Source organism: Marivita sp. (assembly GCF_022763305.1).
In the GTDB taxonomy this organism is placed as follows: domain Bacteria; phylum Pseudomonadota; class Alphaproteobacteria; order Rhodobacterales; family Rhodobacteraceae; genus Marivita.
On the sequence record NZ_JALEGT010000048.1, the window covers coordinates 15,409 to 29,003 of the forward strand.

At 60.8% G+C, this 13,595-nt stretch carries 18 protein-coding genes and 1 tRNA gene; 10 read left to right on the forward strand and 9 right to left on the reverse strand.

The features are described 5' to 3' along the window. Positions 1-39 precede the first annotated feature (39 nt). On the reverse strand, positions 40-756 hold the full coding sequence (locus MRY75_RS08705; protein WP_292307000.1) for a response regulator: 717 nt from the start codon (positions 754-756) through the stop codon (positions 40-42). A gap of 126 nt (positions 757-882) precedes the next feature. On the opposite strand from MRY75_RS08705, the gene mce reads away from it, so the two are divergent. Next, complete coding sequence (gene mce / locus MRY75_RS08710) at positions 883-1,287, forward strand: methylmalonyl-CoA epimerase (protein ID WP_292307002.1); 405 nt, start codon at positions 883-885, stop codon at positions 1,285-1,287. Between the two features lie 35 nt (positions 1,288-1,322). Then, the gene (locus MRY75_RS08715) at positions 1,323-1,619 is read left to right on the forward strand and encodes a DUF1467 family protein (protein WP_292307004.1); all 297 of its coding nucleotides are present in this window, start codon (positions 1,323-1,325) and stop codon (positions 1,617-1,619) included. Here MRY75_RS08715 and MRY75_RS08720 read toward each other — a convergent pair. Both MRY75_RS08720 and MRY75_RS08725 read right to left on the reverse strand, forming a co-directional pair. After that, a complete protein-coding gene (locus tag MRY75_RS08720) occupies positions 1,549-2,274 on the reverse strand; it encodes an EI24 domain-containing protein (protein WP_292307005.1) in 726 nt (241 codons plus the stop codon). The genes MRY75_RS08715 and MRY75_RS08720 overlap by 71 nt on opposite strands. Beyond that, positions 2,271-2,849, reverse strand: a complete 579-nt coding sequence (locus tag MRY75_RS08725; protein ID WP_292307007.1) for a nitroreductase — start codon at positions 2,847-2,849, stop codon at positions 2,271-2,273. The genes MRY75_RS08720 and MRY75_RS08725 overlap by 4 nt, the downstream gene beginning before the upstream one ends. Before the next feature lie 79 nt (positions 2,850-2,928). On the opposite strand from MRY75_RS08725, the gene MRY75_RS08730 reads away from it, so the two are divergent. Next, entirely contained in the window at positions 2,929-3,183 is a 255-nt protein-coding gene (locus MRY75_RS08730; RefSeq protein ID WP_292307008.1) for a DUF167 domain-containing protein, read from the forward strand. On the opposite strand, the gene MRY75_RS08735 is transcribed toward MRY75_RS08730, so the two are convergent. Next, complete coding sequence (locus MRY75_RS08735; protein ID WP_292307009.1) at positions 3,180-3,419, reverse strand: hypothetical protein; 240 nt, start codon at positions 3,417-3,419, stop codon at positions 3,180-3,182. The genes MRY75_RS08730 and MRY75_RS08735 overlap by 4 nt on opposite strands. 131 nt (positions 3,420-3,550) lie before the next feature. On the opposite strand from MRY75_RS08735, the gene MRY75_RS08740 reads away from it, so the two are divergent. The 4 genes from MRY75_RS08740 (at position 3,551) to MRY75_RS08755 (ending at position 5,155) form a co-directional block, all read left to right on the forward strand. After that, positions 3,551-4,270, forward strand: a complete 720-nt coding sequence (locus MRY75_RS08740; protein WP_292307012.1) for a M48 family metallopeptidase — start codon at positions 3,551-3,553, stop codon at positions 4,268-4,270. 77 nt (positions 4,271-4,347) lie between these two features. After that, the gene (locus tag MRY75_RS08745; protein WP_292307013.1) at positions 4,348-4,602 is read left to right on the forward strand and encodes a DUF6455 family protein; all 255 of its coding nucleotides are present in this window, start codon (positions 4,348-4,350) and stop codon (positions 4,600-4,602) included. Next, on the forward strand, positions 4,599-4,895 hold the full coding sequence (locus MRY75_RS08750) for a DUF6455 family protein (protein ID WP_292307015.1): 297 nt from the start codon (positions 4,599-4,601) through the stop codon (positions 4,893-4,895). Before MRY75_RS08745 ends, MRY75_RS08750 begins: the two co-directional genes overlap by 4 nt. Beyond that, the gene (locus tag MRY75_RS08755; RefSeq protein ID WP_292307017.1) at positions 4,892-5,155 is read left to right on the forward strand and encodes a DUF6455 family protein; all 264 of its coding nucleotides are present in this window, start codon (positions 4,892-4,894) and stop codon (positions 5,153-5,155) included. The genes MRY75_RS08750 and MRY75_RS08755 overlap by 4 nt, the downstream gene beginning before the upstream one ends. A gap of 22 nt (positions 5,156-5,177) precedes the next feature. Here the strand turns inward: MRY75_RS08755 and MRY75_RS08760 are convergent, their stop codons facing one another. Beyond that, the gene (locus tag MRY75_RS08760) at positions 5,178-6,158 is read right to left on the reverse strand and encodes a complex I NDUFA9 subunit family protein (protein WP_292307019.1); all 981 of its coding nucleotides are present in this window, start codon (positions 6,156-6,158) and stop codon (positions 5,178-5,180) included. Between the two features lie 152 nt (positions 6,159-6,310). Here MRY75_RS08760 and MRY75_RS08765 point away from each other — a divergent pair. After that, positions 6,311-6,396: transfer RNA gene (locus MRY75_RS08765), tRNA-Leu, on the forward strand. Positions 6,397-6,500: 104 nt separating this feature from the next. Here the strand turns inward: MRY75_RS08765 and ggpS are convergent. The 3 genes from ggpS to MRY75_RS08780 are packed head-to-tail and all read right to left on the reverse strand — an operon-like array spanning position 6,501 to position 9,909. Then, entirely contained in the window at positions 6,501-7,988 is a 1,488-nt protein-coding gene (gene ggpS / locus MRY75_RS08770) for a glucosylglycerol-phosphate synthase (protein ID WP_292307021.1), read from the reverse strand. After that, positions 7,988-8,770 (reverse strand): HAD-IIB family hydrolase, encoded by a 783-nt coding sequence (locus MRY75_RS08775; RefSeq protein WP_292307022.1) that lies wholly within the window; start codon positions 8,768-8,770, stop codon positions 7,988-7,990. The genes ggpS and MRY75_RS08775 overlap by 1 nt, the downstream gene beginning before the upstream one ends. Then, positions 8,767-9,909: an NAD(P)H-dependent glycerol-3-phosphate dehydrogenase gene (locus tag MRY75_RS08780; protein WP_292307024.1), complete on the reverse strand. Its 1,143-nt coding sequence runs from the start codon at positions 9,907-9,909 to the stop codon at positions 8,767-8,769. The genes MRY75_RS08775 and MRY75_RS08780 overlap by 4 nt, the downstream gene beginning before the upstream one ends. A 156-nt stretch (positions 9,910-10,065) precedes the next feature. Here MRY75_RS08780 and MRY75_RS08785 point away from each other — a divergent pair, with 156 nt between their 5' ends. Beyond that, entirely contained in the window at positions 10,066-10,962 is an 897-nt protein-coding gene (locus tag MRY75_RS08785; RefSeq protein WP_292307026.1) for a UTP--glucose-1-phosphate uridylyltransferase, read from the forward strand. Positions 10,963-11,067: 105 nt separating this feature from the next. After that, positions 11,068-12,060, forward strand: coding sequence for an aldo/keto reductase (locus MRY75_RS08790; RefSeq protein ID WP_292307028.1), 993 nt, complete (start codon positions 11,068-11,070; stop codon positions 12,058-12,060). Between the two features lie 48 nt (positions 12,061-12,108). Here the strand turns inward: MRY75_RS08790 and MRY75_RS08795 are convergent. Then, a partial coding sequence (locus tag MRY75_RS08795) for a TRAP transporter fused permease subunit (protein WP_292307030.1) occupies positions 12,109-13,595 on the reverse strand: 1,487 nt, incomplete at its 5' end.

Below are 13,595 nucleotides of genomic sequence, written 5' to 3' on the forward strand. Positions count from 1 at the left end.
AGAAAAGGGCCGCGCAGAACCCGCGCGGCCCTTTTCGTTTCAGAGCGCGATGGCGTCCTGAACGCGGGCTTGCACCAGTCCCGCAAGGCGCGACACCGGCCCGAGGATGGGCGCGCCCGAGGATTGCGCCTGTGCCAGGTCGCAGGCGGCGCTTTCCAGCGCGCGGTCTTCGGCGGTGACGGACACACCGTGCAGGAAGGCAGCGACATAAGCGATGGTCCGGGCATCCATCGGGCCGCCCAGAAGCTGTGCGATATAGGCCATGTCTTCGCGATAGGCGACCGGATCAGGTTTGATCTTTTCGAGCGGGACAGAGCGCAGCCCGCCGGGGCGTTCATGCTCTGGCATATGCTGCAGGATTGCCTGCTGAAACGCGGCCAGGTTGCTGATCGGCTTGGCCAGAAAGCCATCTGCCCCGGCCGCCAACGCGATGTCTTCGGCAAAAGGATCGCCGCTGCAGGCGAGGATCACCCCGACACGTGGCAGCACTGGGCGCACTTCCTCGATCAGTTCGGCGCCGCATCCATCAGGCAGCCCAAGATCGACGATGATCACCGACGGGCGATAGACCTGCAGGTGCCGCCGCGCCGATTTGAGGCAATCGGCGCGCCTGAGTCGGGCGCCGCTGTGCAGGCACATCAGCCGCAGCGCATCACAGGCATAAAGGCTGTCTTCGACCGCGAGGATGGTCAGTCCAAGAAGAGGCCGTGTCACGGTTGGTCTGCGCAGGTGGTCAAACGGGTCGTCATCGATCATTTCGCCCTCCATGAATCGCTTCATATTGGCGCGCCCTTGGCTAACAGGGGGTTAATTCGCGCAAGGCTCTTGTCTGGTTTTCCGCCTCGGGGGATAAGCCAGCGACAGCCAGAATGGAGTGACAGGATGATTGGACGTTTGAACCATGTGGCGATTGCCGTGCCCGATCTCGAAGCGGCATCGAACCAGTACCGTACCGCGCTGGGCGCGAAGGTCGGCGCGCCGCAGGACGAACCGGATCACGGTGTAACCGTGGTGTTCATCGAACTGCCCAACACCAAGATCGAACTGCTCTATCCCTTGGGCGACAACAGCCCGATTGCCGGATTCCTCGAAAAGAACCCGTCAGGTGGCATTCACCATGTCTGTTACGAAGTGGACGACATCATCGCGGCGCGGGACCATCTCAAGGAAACCGGCGCGCGGGTGCTGGGCGACGGAACCCCCAAGATCGGGGCGCATGGCAAGCCGGTGCTGTTCCTGCATCCCAAGGATTTCAACGGATGTCTCGTGGAACTGGAACAAGTCTGATGCGGCCCCACATAAGGGTCTGAAGGAGCGCGCCCATGTCCATCACCTCTGCCATCGTTCTTTATGCCGTGATCTGGTTCATGGTGTTTCTGATCGTCATCCCGATCCGGCTTCAAACACAGGGCGACGTAGGCCGGATTGTTCCCGGTACCCATGCAGGGTCGCCCGAGGTGCACAATCTCAAGAAAAAGGCGTGGATCACCACGTTTGTCAGCATCGGTTTATGGATCGTGATAGCCGGGATCATCCTGTCCGGCTGGATCACCGTGCGCGATCTGGACTTCTTTGGCCGGATGGGGCCTGCCCCTGAATTTGGTGGTACAGGTGGGTAAATGTCGCCGCACCCAGGATCGGGATCACGAGGTTCACCAGCGGCAGTGACAGGGGCATCGCCATCAGCGTGCCCGCGATCCAGATTTTTGCCACATGGCGCTTGCGCAGCGCCTTGGTCCCTGCACGTCCTTCGCGGCGCATCGCGGCAAGGGTGAAATACTCTCGGCCAAGCAAGAAACCGTTCAAGCCCCAAAAGATGAAAAGCGCAAAAGGCGGGAACATCACGTAAAGCACCAGCGCAAAGATGTTCGCGGCGATCAGCACGCCAAGAAAGTTCACCGTGTCGCGCAGCGCGTCGCCGAATGGCACCCGTCCGGCTTTGGGCAGATGCGGATAATGCCTGTCCTCGACCGCATCTGCGACATCGTCGAGGAACATCGAGGTTATCGCCGAAGCCACCGGCACCATCAAGAAAACAGACAAAACGATCATCGAGATCAGCGCGGTCCAGCTGACGAGGTCGTCCAGCCACGTCACCTCACCGATAAAGGGCAGCGTGGCTTCCGGGCCGAGCATTGCATCAAGAAGCCACATCAAGCCGGCAAAGAACGCCACCAGAAGCGCGAAGCCAAGGCCGATCCCAAGGAACAGCACCTTGCGGAAGCTTGGGTCGGCCAGTTGGCCGAGCGTCAGGAAGAAACTGCGCAGGATCATGCGTCGCGCCAGGTCGTGATGGCGGCAAGATCAGGGCGCGGTCTGTCCGGCGGAACCGAGGTGGCTGTGCCGATGTGGATGAACCCGGCGACGCGTTCGTTGTCGGCAAGCCCAAGAGCGGATTGGCAGAAGGCGGGATCATGCGAGGGCCATCCGCTGAGCCAGTTGGCGCCCCAGCCTGATGCCAGTGCAGCATTCAGCAGCGCAAGGCAGACCGCACCGGCGGAATAGGTCTGCTCGATCGCGGGGATCTTTTCGGACGGTTTCTGAACTTCGATCACGGCAACGCAAAGCGGGCTGTCGGTAAACTGCGTTCGCGCCTTGGCGATGTCCTCTGCGTCGCGTCCGGTTTCCGTGCCACGCTGTTCAACCGCGTCTGCGAGCCGGGTCAGCGCCGCTTTCTCCAGCACGATGAAGCGCCACGGTTCCAGCTTTCCATGATCCGGTGTGCGCGCGGCTGCGGTCAGAATGGGCAAGAGACCGTCTCGGTCGGGTGCAGGGGTCTGCAACAGTTTCGCCGGGCGGGACCGCCGCGTGTGCAGAAATTCCATAACGGCTGTATTTGCGTCTGGCATCGTGCCCCCTTTGGTGCTCGGTCTTGTGCGTGCCGAAAAACTGGTCACGCTGGGTCTGTCGGTGTCATAGGATGAAAGCATGTCGAAGAACAGCCTTGCCGATCTCGCTGTTGACGGGGCCATCCTGTCCGTCCGCGTCACGCCGAATGCCCGCGCCAATACGGTGGCGATTGTCGACGGGACAATCCGCGTCGGGGTGACAGTGCCTCCGGCTGACGGAAAGGCAAACGCGGCGGTGGTCGCGTTGTTGGCCAAAGCGCTGGGGGTTGCCAAGACCAGATTGACGCTGCTGCAGGGCCAGACCTCGCGCAACAAGGTGTTCCGTCTCGATTAGCCGGTGGTTTCCTCGCGCGAATAGACGCCTTCCGGCAGCGACAGGGATGCCGCCAGATCGCGCATCTGTGACATCGAGAAGGTGATCTTGTGCACCCGGTCGGTGCGTGGATCATATTGCTCGACGGTGATGCATTCCTCGAAACCGATGACGATCACGTCCTCCTGTAAGGGGCCTTCGCCCTCGTCGACAAGGGTGACAACGGTCGAGTCGAATTCGTGTTCGATGCTAAACATGAGCCGAGCCTAACGCGCGGCTTCGGGAAAAGCCAAGTAGCATCTGCAGAATGCCACCGATGAGAATTCCGGGCTGGCGGGATGGCTGCGATCATCCTATTTCTGGTGTCTCAATCACAGGGAGTGTCCTGATGCGTTGGCTTCTTCTCTTGGCCTGTGTCGCGCTTGCGGCCTGCGATGTTCCAATGCCGCAAGGGCAGGTCCAGACGCGTCCGCAATCGGCGCTGCCTCAGCTCTCGCAACAGGATGCACGCACCCGTGCGAATATCGCGGCCCGCCAATTCGTCACGGTTGTGCAAACGGTCGAGCCAGTTGCGGAGCGCGAGTGTCGGCGCATGGCGCCCGGTGCCAATTGCGATTTCCAGATCGTTGTCGATGACCGGCCCGGCCAACCCCCCAATGCATTTCAGACGGTTGATCGGAATGGTCGGCCCATCCTCGCCTTCAACCTTGCCCTGATCGCGTCGGTCGAGAACGCAGATGAATTGGCTTTCGTGATGGGTCACGAGGCGGCGCATCATGTTCTGGGCCATCTGGGCAGGACCCAGCAGAATGCTGCCGTGGGTGCCGTGATCCTGTCGGGTCTCGTGGCGCTGGGCGGTGCCGATGCAGCGGCCGTTCAATCGGCTGAACAGATCGGTGCGTCGCTGGGTGCGCGTACGTACTCCAAGGATTTCGAACTCGAGGCGGATCAGTTGGGGACAATCATCACAGCCCGTGCTGGCTACAACCCGGTGCGGGGCGCGCAGTTCTTCAACAGGATTCCCGATCCGGGCAACCGTTTCCTTGGCACCCATCCCCCCAATGCGGCACGCATGGAGATCGTCCGACGCACGGCTGCGGGGCTCTGACATAGTGGGTTGACCTGCATCAAGGCTGACTGCGAGGCCGCCGCCTACCCTTGGGACAGACCCAAGGGAGCTATGTCATGTCCTACGATTCGAAACGAGACGCGCACACGAAGCTGGTACTGGGGATGGCGGATCGACAAGGCGTCGATCTGGAAGAAATCCTGCTGCGCGGAGAGATTTTGGAAGATCAGTTCGAAGACGCCGTCAATAAGTGCCTCGGTTGTACGCAGCCTGTGGCATGCAAGTGCCTGCTGGACACGGCAGGACCGCAGATCAATCTGCCGGATTACTGTCGGAATGGCGATCTGTTCGACAGCTTGGCGCCGAAATGAACCGCGAAGACCCCTCTGTTGCGTGGAAACCGCTTGGCAAAACCGGCGTGCATTATTGGCTGGTCCAGCGGATGGCGAAAACCTGCGGTGTCGATACCGCCCGCGCTGCCGAAGACGGTGATCTGGAGCTTGAGGCGTGGGCAGACATGGTCCAAAGGTGCCGGTCCTGCCAGTGGGTGGATGGATGCGAACGCTGGCTGAGCCGTCAACGCACAGAGGCCGCCGCGCCACCGGACGATTGCGTCAACGCAAGGCTCCTGGCGCTGCTCGCTGAAAGACAGGATATGAAATGACCCAACACCTCGGCGACCCCACACTGCATTTCTGGCTGACCCGCAGCGTTGCAAAGGCGATGGGGCTCAACTTGTCGGAAGCCATGGCAAACAGCCGTCTGACCACTGCCGAGTATGCCGCCATGGTCACGGCCTGCCGCCAGTGTCCGAGGGTCGACAGTTGCAAATGCTGGCTGGGCGATCAGCGCACATTGGCTCAAGACACGCCACCGGGCTGCGCGAATGCCGACTTGCTCCGGGAATTGGCCCGGCTGCATTGAGCGCAGTCGAAATCGCGGACCGTCAGGCGCGCAGGTTCTTCGCGCTTTCCTTGACGTCCGAATACTGACCTGAAGGACGGAACCGCCAAAGGTAATCCGGCAGGACGGCTTCAAGCGCGACCGGCTTGATCCCGAGATCTGCCAGAGTCTTGGCACCATCAGACACCACGTTGTCCTTCCGAAGGTTCTTGACCTGATCGCGCGTCACCATCGCCGGGATCAGCCCACCGCTGATGGCATGCGCAAAATCAAACACCCCGCCCATGATCGATGCGACGCCAAAGGGAATGTTCACGATGAGGCGACGACGGCGGATGACCTTGAGCATGTCCTGCATCAGTTCGCGGAACGTGTTCACATCCGGCCCGCCCAATTCGTAAACACCTGGCGCTGCATGGCCGGTGATCCCGAGGCAGGCGGCTTGGGCGACATCATCCACATATACAGGCTGAAACCGTGTTTCCGCGCCCACCACAGGAAGAACCGGTCCGAAGCGGGTCATGCCTGCAAACCGGTTGAAGAACCCGTCTTCAGGGCCGAACACGATCGACGGACGCAGAATGACGGCGTTGGGCATGTGCTCCAGCACCGCTGCCTCACCTTCGCCCTTGGTGCGCTGGTAATCGCTGTCACTGTTCACATCGGCTCCGATGGCCGAGACATGCACCATCGTGCCGATGCCTGCTTCGGCGGCCAGACGCGCGATGCGGCCAGCGCCCTCGGCCTGCACAGCGTCAAAGGTGTTTTTTCCGTCCTTGGCGAGGATGCCCACACAATTCACGACCGCATCAGCACCCTGCATCGCGGCGCGCACGCTGGCATCATCCCGGATGTTGCACAGAATCGGTTCGACCTGACCGACCACGCCATAGGGTTTCACGAAGATCGCTTCGTTCGGACGCCGCACGGCCACGCGCACGCGCCAGCCCTGCTTGGCCATCCGTCGCGCGATATACCGTCCGACAAAGCCTGAGCCGCCGTAGATCGTGACGAGTTTGGACATGTGAATGCTCCCGGTCATAGCTTGTCCGACCTCTATCCCCGTCGCCTCTTGCGGGCAAGGTGCAGGATTGCCGCAAAGCGACCGTCGCGTAGGTTCAAAAAGCCCGTTGACACCCTTCCGGGACCAGATTACACGCCTGCCTCACGACACCTGCCCAGGTGGCGGAATGGTAGACGCGCTGGCTTCAGGTGCCAGTGGCCGCAAGGCCGTGGAGGTTCGAGTCCTCTCCTGGGCACCACTCTTCCCTTGATCCTCGAGTGAACATGACTCCGGCATGGGGCGTATCGCAGTGCTGTGCTGCAAATTGAAAACGGGGCCCATTCGAGCCCCGCTTCTCCACAATCAGGCTGCATCTTTCTGTTGGCGCGGCAGCAGAGCCTCTACGGATTTGCCCCAACTGGACAGGTCGTAGTGGCGCACCGCCTTCTGCATGGCTGCCATCCTGTCGCGGCGCTCGGTTTCCGACATGTCGAGGGCCTGTCCGATGGCCACATCCATGGAGCGGTTGGAAAACGGATTGGTTGCGACTGCAGCCCCAAGTTCCACCGCCGCGCCGGCGAATTCCGACAGAACCAGCGCTCCATCTCCATCGGTCCGGGCTGCGATGAATTCTTTGGCGACGAGGTTCATGCCGTCGGCAAGCGGCGTGATCCATGCAACAGACGCCGCCCGGTAATAGGCGACAAGGTCCTTGAACGGAATTGCGCGCGACACGAGCGTAATGGGTTGCCAGTCGAGTGATCCGAACCGGCCGTTGATTCGACCTGCAGCCTCTTCGATGGCGGACTGGATTTCGCCATATGCCGCCATACCGCGATTGGCGCTGACCGACACATGCATCAGCTGGACCCTGCCGCGCAGTTCGGGGCGGTTCTCGAGGATGCGCTCAAAGCTGTTGAGCTGTTCGATGCCGCCTTTTGTGTAGTCTGTTCGGCCGACCGACAGGATCAGCTGACGGTCGCCCAGATCGTCAAGGATTTCCTGCGCGCGGGCCTGAGTGGCGTCTTCGCTGGCGCGCGTTTGAATGTAATCGACATCAACGCCAACAGGGGCCACGCTCAGCTGCACATCGCCATTTGGTCCGCGCAGCACTGCAGGAACCTGCCGTTCGGTCAGGGCGGTGCCTTCCGCGATCAGGTCGTCCGGAACCTTGTCGCGCCGGGTGATCTCGACATCCATTAGGCTTTGCACCACAGCGGCGAAATTCGTGGCATAGCGGGGGATATGAAAACCGACGCTGTCGCAGGCCATCAGGCTTTCCACGATTTCCTTGCGCCACGGCAGCACATTGAACATGTCGGGCGCTGGAAACGGCGTGTGATGGAAGAAGGCGATTTTCACATCGGGGCGCATCTGGCGCAGGTAGCCCGGGACAAGCCACAGGTTGTAGTCGTGCACCCAGACCAGTGCGCCCTGTGCGGCCTCTGCGGCGGCGGCCTCAGCAAACCGCCAGTTCACTTCGCGGAAATTGGGCCAGTCGACAGGGTCGTAATTGTAGCGGTCCTTGAAGCTGTGCAGGATCGGCCAGAAGGCTTCTTTCGACGTCACATGGTAGAACTCGTGTACCTGTTTCTGCGTCAGCGGCAGCCGCGACACGGAATAGGTGCCAAAGCTGTCCTCGACATCGATCTGACGCTCCCAACCCGGGGTGTTGGCGTCCTCCGCCAGTTTCCACGCAACCCAGGAGCCATGATCCACTTTGCCGAAAAAGCTTTTCAGCGTCGGAACGATTCCGTTCGGGCTCTTGTTTTCGCGCAGGACGGTTTTGCCGTCCTCCTCGACTTCTTCGTAAGGTTGGCGGTGATAGACGATCACAAGATCGGACGACATCATGGACTCCCTGAAATTGGATGAAGATCAAAGGCTGCAATGGCCTCGAGAATGCCCGCTGCTCCGATGGCGCGGGCGCAGTGAATTTTCGGGCTGACGGGCAACGCGTCGTACAATGCCTGCTCTGACCCACCGACTGCGACGGCATTCAGATCGGCCGTCAGCATGGACATGTCGTTGAGCGTGTCTCCGGCCGTGAGGACGCGCTCGGGTGCAATGCCCAGCGTGTCGATCAGCCGTCGCAGCGTCGGCCCTTTGGAGATGCCCTTGGGCAGAACATCGACGAACCGATTGTCGGACACCAGCACATCGACGTCGAGCGCGCGCACTGGGTCAAGATCAGCAGTGTTGAACCCGTCTGGCAGAATGTCATAGCTGAGCCGGTGTCGGAACGGTGTGTCCTGCAGCACGAGGCCTTTCACCTTCGACATCAGGTCGCGCACGTGGTCAGCCTTGCCGTCCCACGCCTCTGCAATCGGCGCTTCAAGGTGCGGCACTGGAAGAACCAATCCTGGTGACAGGACCTGTGCGATGGTGGTGCCGACATCCGCGATCACGTAGCCGGGCAGTGGAATACCGAACGCATCGCAATGATCGTGAATGAATTCGGGATGGCGCCCGGTCACGAAGATCAAACCGATCGTGTCGCGATTGTCTTCGATCAGGTTGTACAAGGTTTCACGTCCCTCTGCGGTTCCACCGAGGAACGTACCATCCAGATCGGTGGCCAGAACGAAGGGTTTGTCGCCAATCGCCTTGTCGATACGGGTTTGAAAGGTCATCTCGGTCTCTCTTCAGCAGATGTGAACAGGGGCAGGGATGCGGGATGCGCAAAGGTCAGCGACATCGCCCGGGGCTCTGATTCGATCGGTTCCGACCAGAGGCGCGCAAAGCCGTTTTCGATCGGTTGACCCTCATGCAGGATGCTGCGCACGGTTTCGCAAATCGGCATCGGCACCGACAGCTTGCGCGCAAGATCGGTCACGGACACGGCGTTGGCCTCACCTTCAACCACCGTGGGTTTGCCGCTGAAGCAATCATCGCGATCCATTCCCTGACCCAGCTGCAGGCCCAGAGACATGTTACGGGAAGTCTGGCTGGAGCAGGTGAGGGTCAGATCACCAACACCAGACAGGCCCGTGACGGTTTCGCGGCGACCTCCAAGAGCTTCGGCAAGTGCTTTCATCTCGTCCACGCCAAGTGTGATCAGGGCCGCACGGGTGTTCTCGGCAAATCCCGCTCCCCGCATCATGCCACAGGCGATGGCGATCACGTTCTTGACAGCCCCACCGATCTCGACGCCGACCAGATCGTCGGAAATATAGGTGCGGAACGCCGGTGTCGCCAATGTCACTGCCATTCGGGCCGCTGCGCTGTCTTCCGGGTGAAGTCGGTCGGATTGATCGAAGGGGAAGGCAAGAGTGGCTGCGGAGGGATGGCCCGCTGCCAGTTCCAGTGCAAATGTCGGTCCGGACAATGCGCCGACACAATGCCCCGGCAATTCATCCTCGACGATCTGGGACATGAGAAGTCCTGTCCCACTTTCGATGCCCTTGGCGCAGACGGCGATCGGAATGCCGGCGGGGATGTGCGGTCGCATCAGCCGCGCCGTCTGACGGATCGCATGGGACGGAACGACAAGCAGCACAGCATCGGCATCGCGAAGAACCGTCAGCATGTCGCTTGATGCCGAAACGCACGGATCGAGCGAGATCCCCGGAAGATATTCGGCATTTTGAGAGGTCTGGTTGATGCGTTCGGCGATGTCGGCGCGGCGACTCCACATCGTCACATCGGTCCCGTCGCATGCGGCGACATGGGCCAAAGCGGTTGCATAGGCACCTGCGCCGATCACGGCCAGACGGCGATAGGGATGCGCCGCCCGGAGCATGGGTTCCCCGGAAATCCGGTCAATTGTCATTCGAAAACCCCATTGGAAAATTGCACAATTATGCGAAGGCAACGCCATTGGTCTCCCATCGGTTCCGCGCAAGCGCAGAAAAAATGCTGCACCTGCGAAACCTTTTTCGCTGCGCTGCGTTATCGACAGGATGTCAACCGAACGAGGACCCAGCCCATGACCCGTCACGTGCGCACTGCCATCTTCCCAGTTGCAGGACTTGGAACGCGATTTCTTCCGGCCACGAAGGCAACCCCAAAAGAGCTCTTGCCCGTGCTTGACACGCCGCTGATCCAGTACGCCGTCGATGAGGCGCGGGAGGCCGGGATCGAACGGCTTGTGTTTGTCAGCCATCCATCGAAATCCGCAATCGAGCGTCACGTCATGGAGGACATGCGTCTGACCAAGGAACTGCGCGCGCGCGGCAAGGCAGATGTGGCCGACGCGCTGTCCGAAGCGGCTCTGAGCCCGGTCGAGGATGATGCGCGCTTCGTGATGCAGACAGAACCCAAGGGACTGGGGCATGCAGTGCTCTGCGCCAAGGACCACGTACTTGACGGCCCCGTGGCGGTGATCTTGCCGGATGATCTCATCCTGGGGCAGGTGGCTTGTCTCACTGAAATGGTTGAAGCTTATGCTGACGGTTCCGTCGGGCATCTTGTGGCCACGATGGAAGTCCCCGAAGACAAGGTGCACCGCTATGGCATTCTTTCTGTGACGGGCAAAGCGGGCAGCATCGTCATGGCCGATGGCATGGTCGAAAAACCCAAGGCCAAGGATGCGCCTTCACGGCAAGCGGTTGTCGGGCGATATATCCTTGATCCGTCCATCTTTTCCGCCCTTGAAACGCAGCCGCCGGGAGCCGGGGGCGAAATTCAGTTGACCGACGCCATTGCGCGGGGCGCTGCGGACCTTGGTCTGGGCGGATTCCAGTTTTCTGGCACGCGGTTCGACTGCGGATCAAAAGCCGGCATGTTCGAGGCGACACTGGAACTGGCGTCACGTGATCCTGAATGTCTTGCCGTTCTCAAGGCCCATGGTCTGGTCCGCCCTGGACCTGCCGTTGCCGCTTAGGGACGGGTTGATCTTCAGACCGGGCTTCAGGCTGACCGGGCTTTCCCTTCAGACCGCACCGTGCTGTTATCCGCCCGCGCAAGACTTGTTGACGGGGACTGGACAGTGAAGAAAAGACGCGTGTTGGCATCGGGGAAAATGGTGTCGGAAATCGGGCTGGGCTGCATGAGCTTCGGCGGTTTTTACGGAGCGACGACCGAAGCCGAGTCGCACGCCACCCTCGCGGCGGCCTTGGATCATGGCATCGACTTTCTCGATACGGCCAATGTTTACGGGCTCGGTATTTCCGAAACCGTGATGGGAACCTTCCTCAAGGGAAACGCGTCGCAGTTTACCATCGCAACCAAGGCGGGCATCTGGCGCGACAAGGAGCATGGCAACCGGGGGTTCAACAACAGGCCGGACCACCTGCGCGGCGAACTTGAAGGATCGCTGCGCCGTCTCGGGATAGATCACGTCGATCTGTTCTATGTTCATCGCCGGGATCGCGAGATCGAGATCGAAGACGTCATGGAGACCCTTCTGTCGCTCAAGGCCGAAGGAAAGATCGGCGGCATCGGCTTTTCCGAAATCGCCCCTGCGTCCTTGCGTCGGGCGGTCGCAGTCGGGCCAGTGGACGCGGTGCAAAGCGAATACTCGCTTTGGTCGCGTCAACCCGATCTTGGAATGGTGCAGACCTGTCGGGACTTGGGTGTGACCCTTGTCGCCTATTCCCCGTTGGCGCGCGGGATGGTGTCAAGCGTGACGCCTGATCCCAGCCGGTTTCTCGACAAGGATTTCCGCAAGAACAATCCGCGCTTCATCGAGCCGAATTTCAGCTTCAACCTTCCCTATGCCAAGGCATTTCAGGCCTATGCGCAGGATCATGGAACAACCGCGACAGCTTTGGCGCTGGCGTGGTGCCTTGCCCGCGCAGAGCATATCATCCCGATCCCCGGCACCCGGTCTGCTGATCACATCGCCGAATGTGCTGCCGCAACCGACCTGACGATCACACCCGACATGATGGCCGAGATCGAACAGATCCTGCCCGCTGGCTGGGCCCATGGCGACCGATATTCTCAGGCGCAATGGAACGGGCCGGAAGGCTATTGCTGACTTCATGAAAAGGCCGGGATGTCCCCGGCCTTTGGCTTTCCGACAATTCTAGTCCGCGCCGCGCACCGGGATGCTGGCATCCGGGCGGGGTTGCAGCACCTTCTGCACAAGATAGGTCCCCGCCGCGATCCCGATGCCGATCAGATCGGTGACCAAACCACCTTCGATCATGAAGAGCGCCGCAAAAATCAGTGCCAGCCGCAGGAACCAGACCGAGCGTCCGCCCAGGAACCAGCCCTGCACGCCCGCGCTCAGGAGGAAGACCCCGATCGTCGCTGTGACCCCTGCGCGGATCACTTCAAGCCATGTACCATCCATGAGGATCGCGCTGTTGTAGAAGAACATGTAGGGCACGATGAAAGCCGAAATGCCGATCTTGAACGATGACACCGAAGTTTCCATCGGGTTCGCTCCGGAAATGCCCGCCGCTGCATAACTCGCCAATGCGACCGGCGGCGTGATGGCCGAGAGAACAGCGAAATAGAACACGAAGAAATGCGCCGTCAGTTGCGGAATACCCAACTGCACAAGGCCCGGCGCCACAACCGAGGCTGCCACAGCATAAGCCGCCGTTGTCGGCATACCCATGCCCAGCAGGATCGCGATGCACATGGCGAAGAATAGCGCGAGAAGCTGACTCACACCCGCAAGGTCAAGCAGCACCGCCGAGAACCGCGCGCCGACGCCGGTCAAGCTGATCACGCCGACGATGATGCCCGCACAGGCGCAGACCGCGATGATCTGAATCGACATGATGCCTGCAAGTTCGAACGCCTTGAGAATGGCCCGCAGCCCCATGCGATGCGGTGTGAACCACGACACGACCGCGGCGGCAACGGTTGCCAGCGTCCCGGCGCGGATCACCGAATACCCCATGAACAGCGCGGCGATCAGGATGATGATCGGGACAAAGAGATACACCTGCCGTACGAGGCGGTTGAACTTGGGCAACTCTTCTTCCCGCATGCCACGCATGCCCAGCTTGGCTGCCTCGAAATCGACCATGAAGTAGACCGACACGAAGTAGAGGACCGCCGGAATGATCGCCGCAATCGCGATCTCCGTATAGGGAATGCCCGTGATTTCAGCCATGATGAAGGCACCCGCCCCCATGATCGGCGGCATGATCTGCCCACCGGTCGAGGCTGCGGCCTCCACCGCACCGGCGGTTTTCTTGTGATAGCCCACACGCTTCATCAACGGGATGGTCAGCGACCCGGTCGCGACCACATTGCCCGCCGAGGTGCCGTTGATCATACCCATCAGGCCGGACGCGAAGATCGCCACCTTGGCGGGCCCGCCCCGGGCGCGCCCTGCCGTGGCAAAGGCAAAGTTGACGAAATAATCGCCGACCTTCGACGCCTGCAGAAAGGCCGCGAAGATGATGAAGAGGATGATGTAGGTCGAGGACACCGCCGTGGTCGGCCCCAAGATGCCGGCGTCGGAATAGACATGGCCAAAGAACCGCTGCCAGGAGTATGCGCTTTGCACGGCGAGGATACCGGGCAGAAGATGCGCCACGAAAGTGTAGACAA

Excerpts from the sequence above, each read along its gene's own strand:
- MRY75_RS08705 (WP_292307000.1), bottom strand. The coding sequence starts at position 756 with ATGATCGATGACGACCCGTTTGACCACCTGCGCAGACCAACCGTGACA.
- mce (WP_292307002.1), top strand. The coding sequence starts at position 883 with ATGATTGGACGTTTGAACCATGTGGCGATTGCCGTGCCCGATCTCGAA.
- MRY75_RS08715 (WP_292307004.1), top strand. The coding sequence starts at position 1,323 with ATGTCCATCACCTCTGCCATCGTTCTTTATGCCGTGATCTGGTTCATG.
- MRY75_RS08720 (WP_292307005.1), bottom strand. The coding sequence starts at position 2,274 with ATGATCCTGCGCAGTTTCTTCCTGACGCTCGGCCAACTGGCCGACCCA.
- MRY75_RS08725 (WP_292307007.1), bottom strand. The coding sequence starts at position 2,849 with ATGCCAGACGCAAATACAGCCGTTATGGAATTTCTGCACACGCGGCGG.
- MRY75_RS08730 (WP_292307008.1), top strand. The coding sequence starts at position 2,929 with ATGTCGAAGAACAGCCTTGCCGATCTCGCTGTTGACGGGGCCATCCTG.
- MRY75_RS08735 (WP_292307009.1), bottom strand. The coding sequence starts at position 3,419 with ATGTTTAGCATCGAACACGAATTCGACTCGACCGTTGTCACCCTTGTC.
- MRY75_RS08740 (WP_292307012.1), top strand. The coding sequence starts at position 3,551 with ATGCGTTGGCTTCTTCTCTTGGCCTGTGTCGCGCTTGCGGCCTGCGAT.
- MRY75_RS08745 (WP_292307013.1), top strand. The coding sequence starts at position 4,348 with ATGTCCTACGATTCGAAACGAGACGCGCACACGAAGCTGGTACTGGGG.
- MRY75_RS08750 (WP_292307015.1), top strand. The coding sequence starts at position 4,599 with ATGAACCGCGAAGACCCCTCTGTTGCGTGGAAACCGCTTGGCAAAACC.
- MRY75_RS08755 (WP_292307017.1), top strand. The coding sequence starts at position 4,892 with ATGACCCAACACCTCGGCGACCCCACACTGCATTTCTGGCTGACCCGC.
- MRY75_RS08760 (WP_292307019.1), bottom strand. The coding sequence starts at position 6,158 with ATGTCCAAACTCGTCACGATCTACGGCGGCTCAGGCTTTGTCGGACGG.
- ggpS (WP_292307021.1), bottom strand. The coding sequence starts at position 7,988 with ATGTCGTCCGATCTTGTGATCGTCTATCACCGCCAACCTTACGAAGAA.
- MRY75_RS08775 (WP_292307022.1), bottom strand. The coding sequence starts at position 8,770 with ATGACCTTTCAAACCCGTATCGACAAGGCGATTGGCGACAAACCCTTC.
- MRY75_RS08780 (WP_292307024.1), bottom strand. The coding sequence starts at position 9,909 with ATGACAATTGACCGGATTTCCGGGGAACCCATGCTCCGGGCGGCGCAT.
- MRY75_RS08785 (WP_292307026.1), top strand. The coding sequence starts at position 10,066 with ATGACCCGTCACGTGCGCACTGCCATCTTCCCAGTTGCAGGACTTGGA.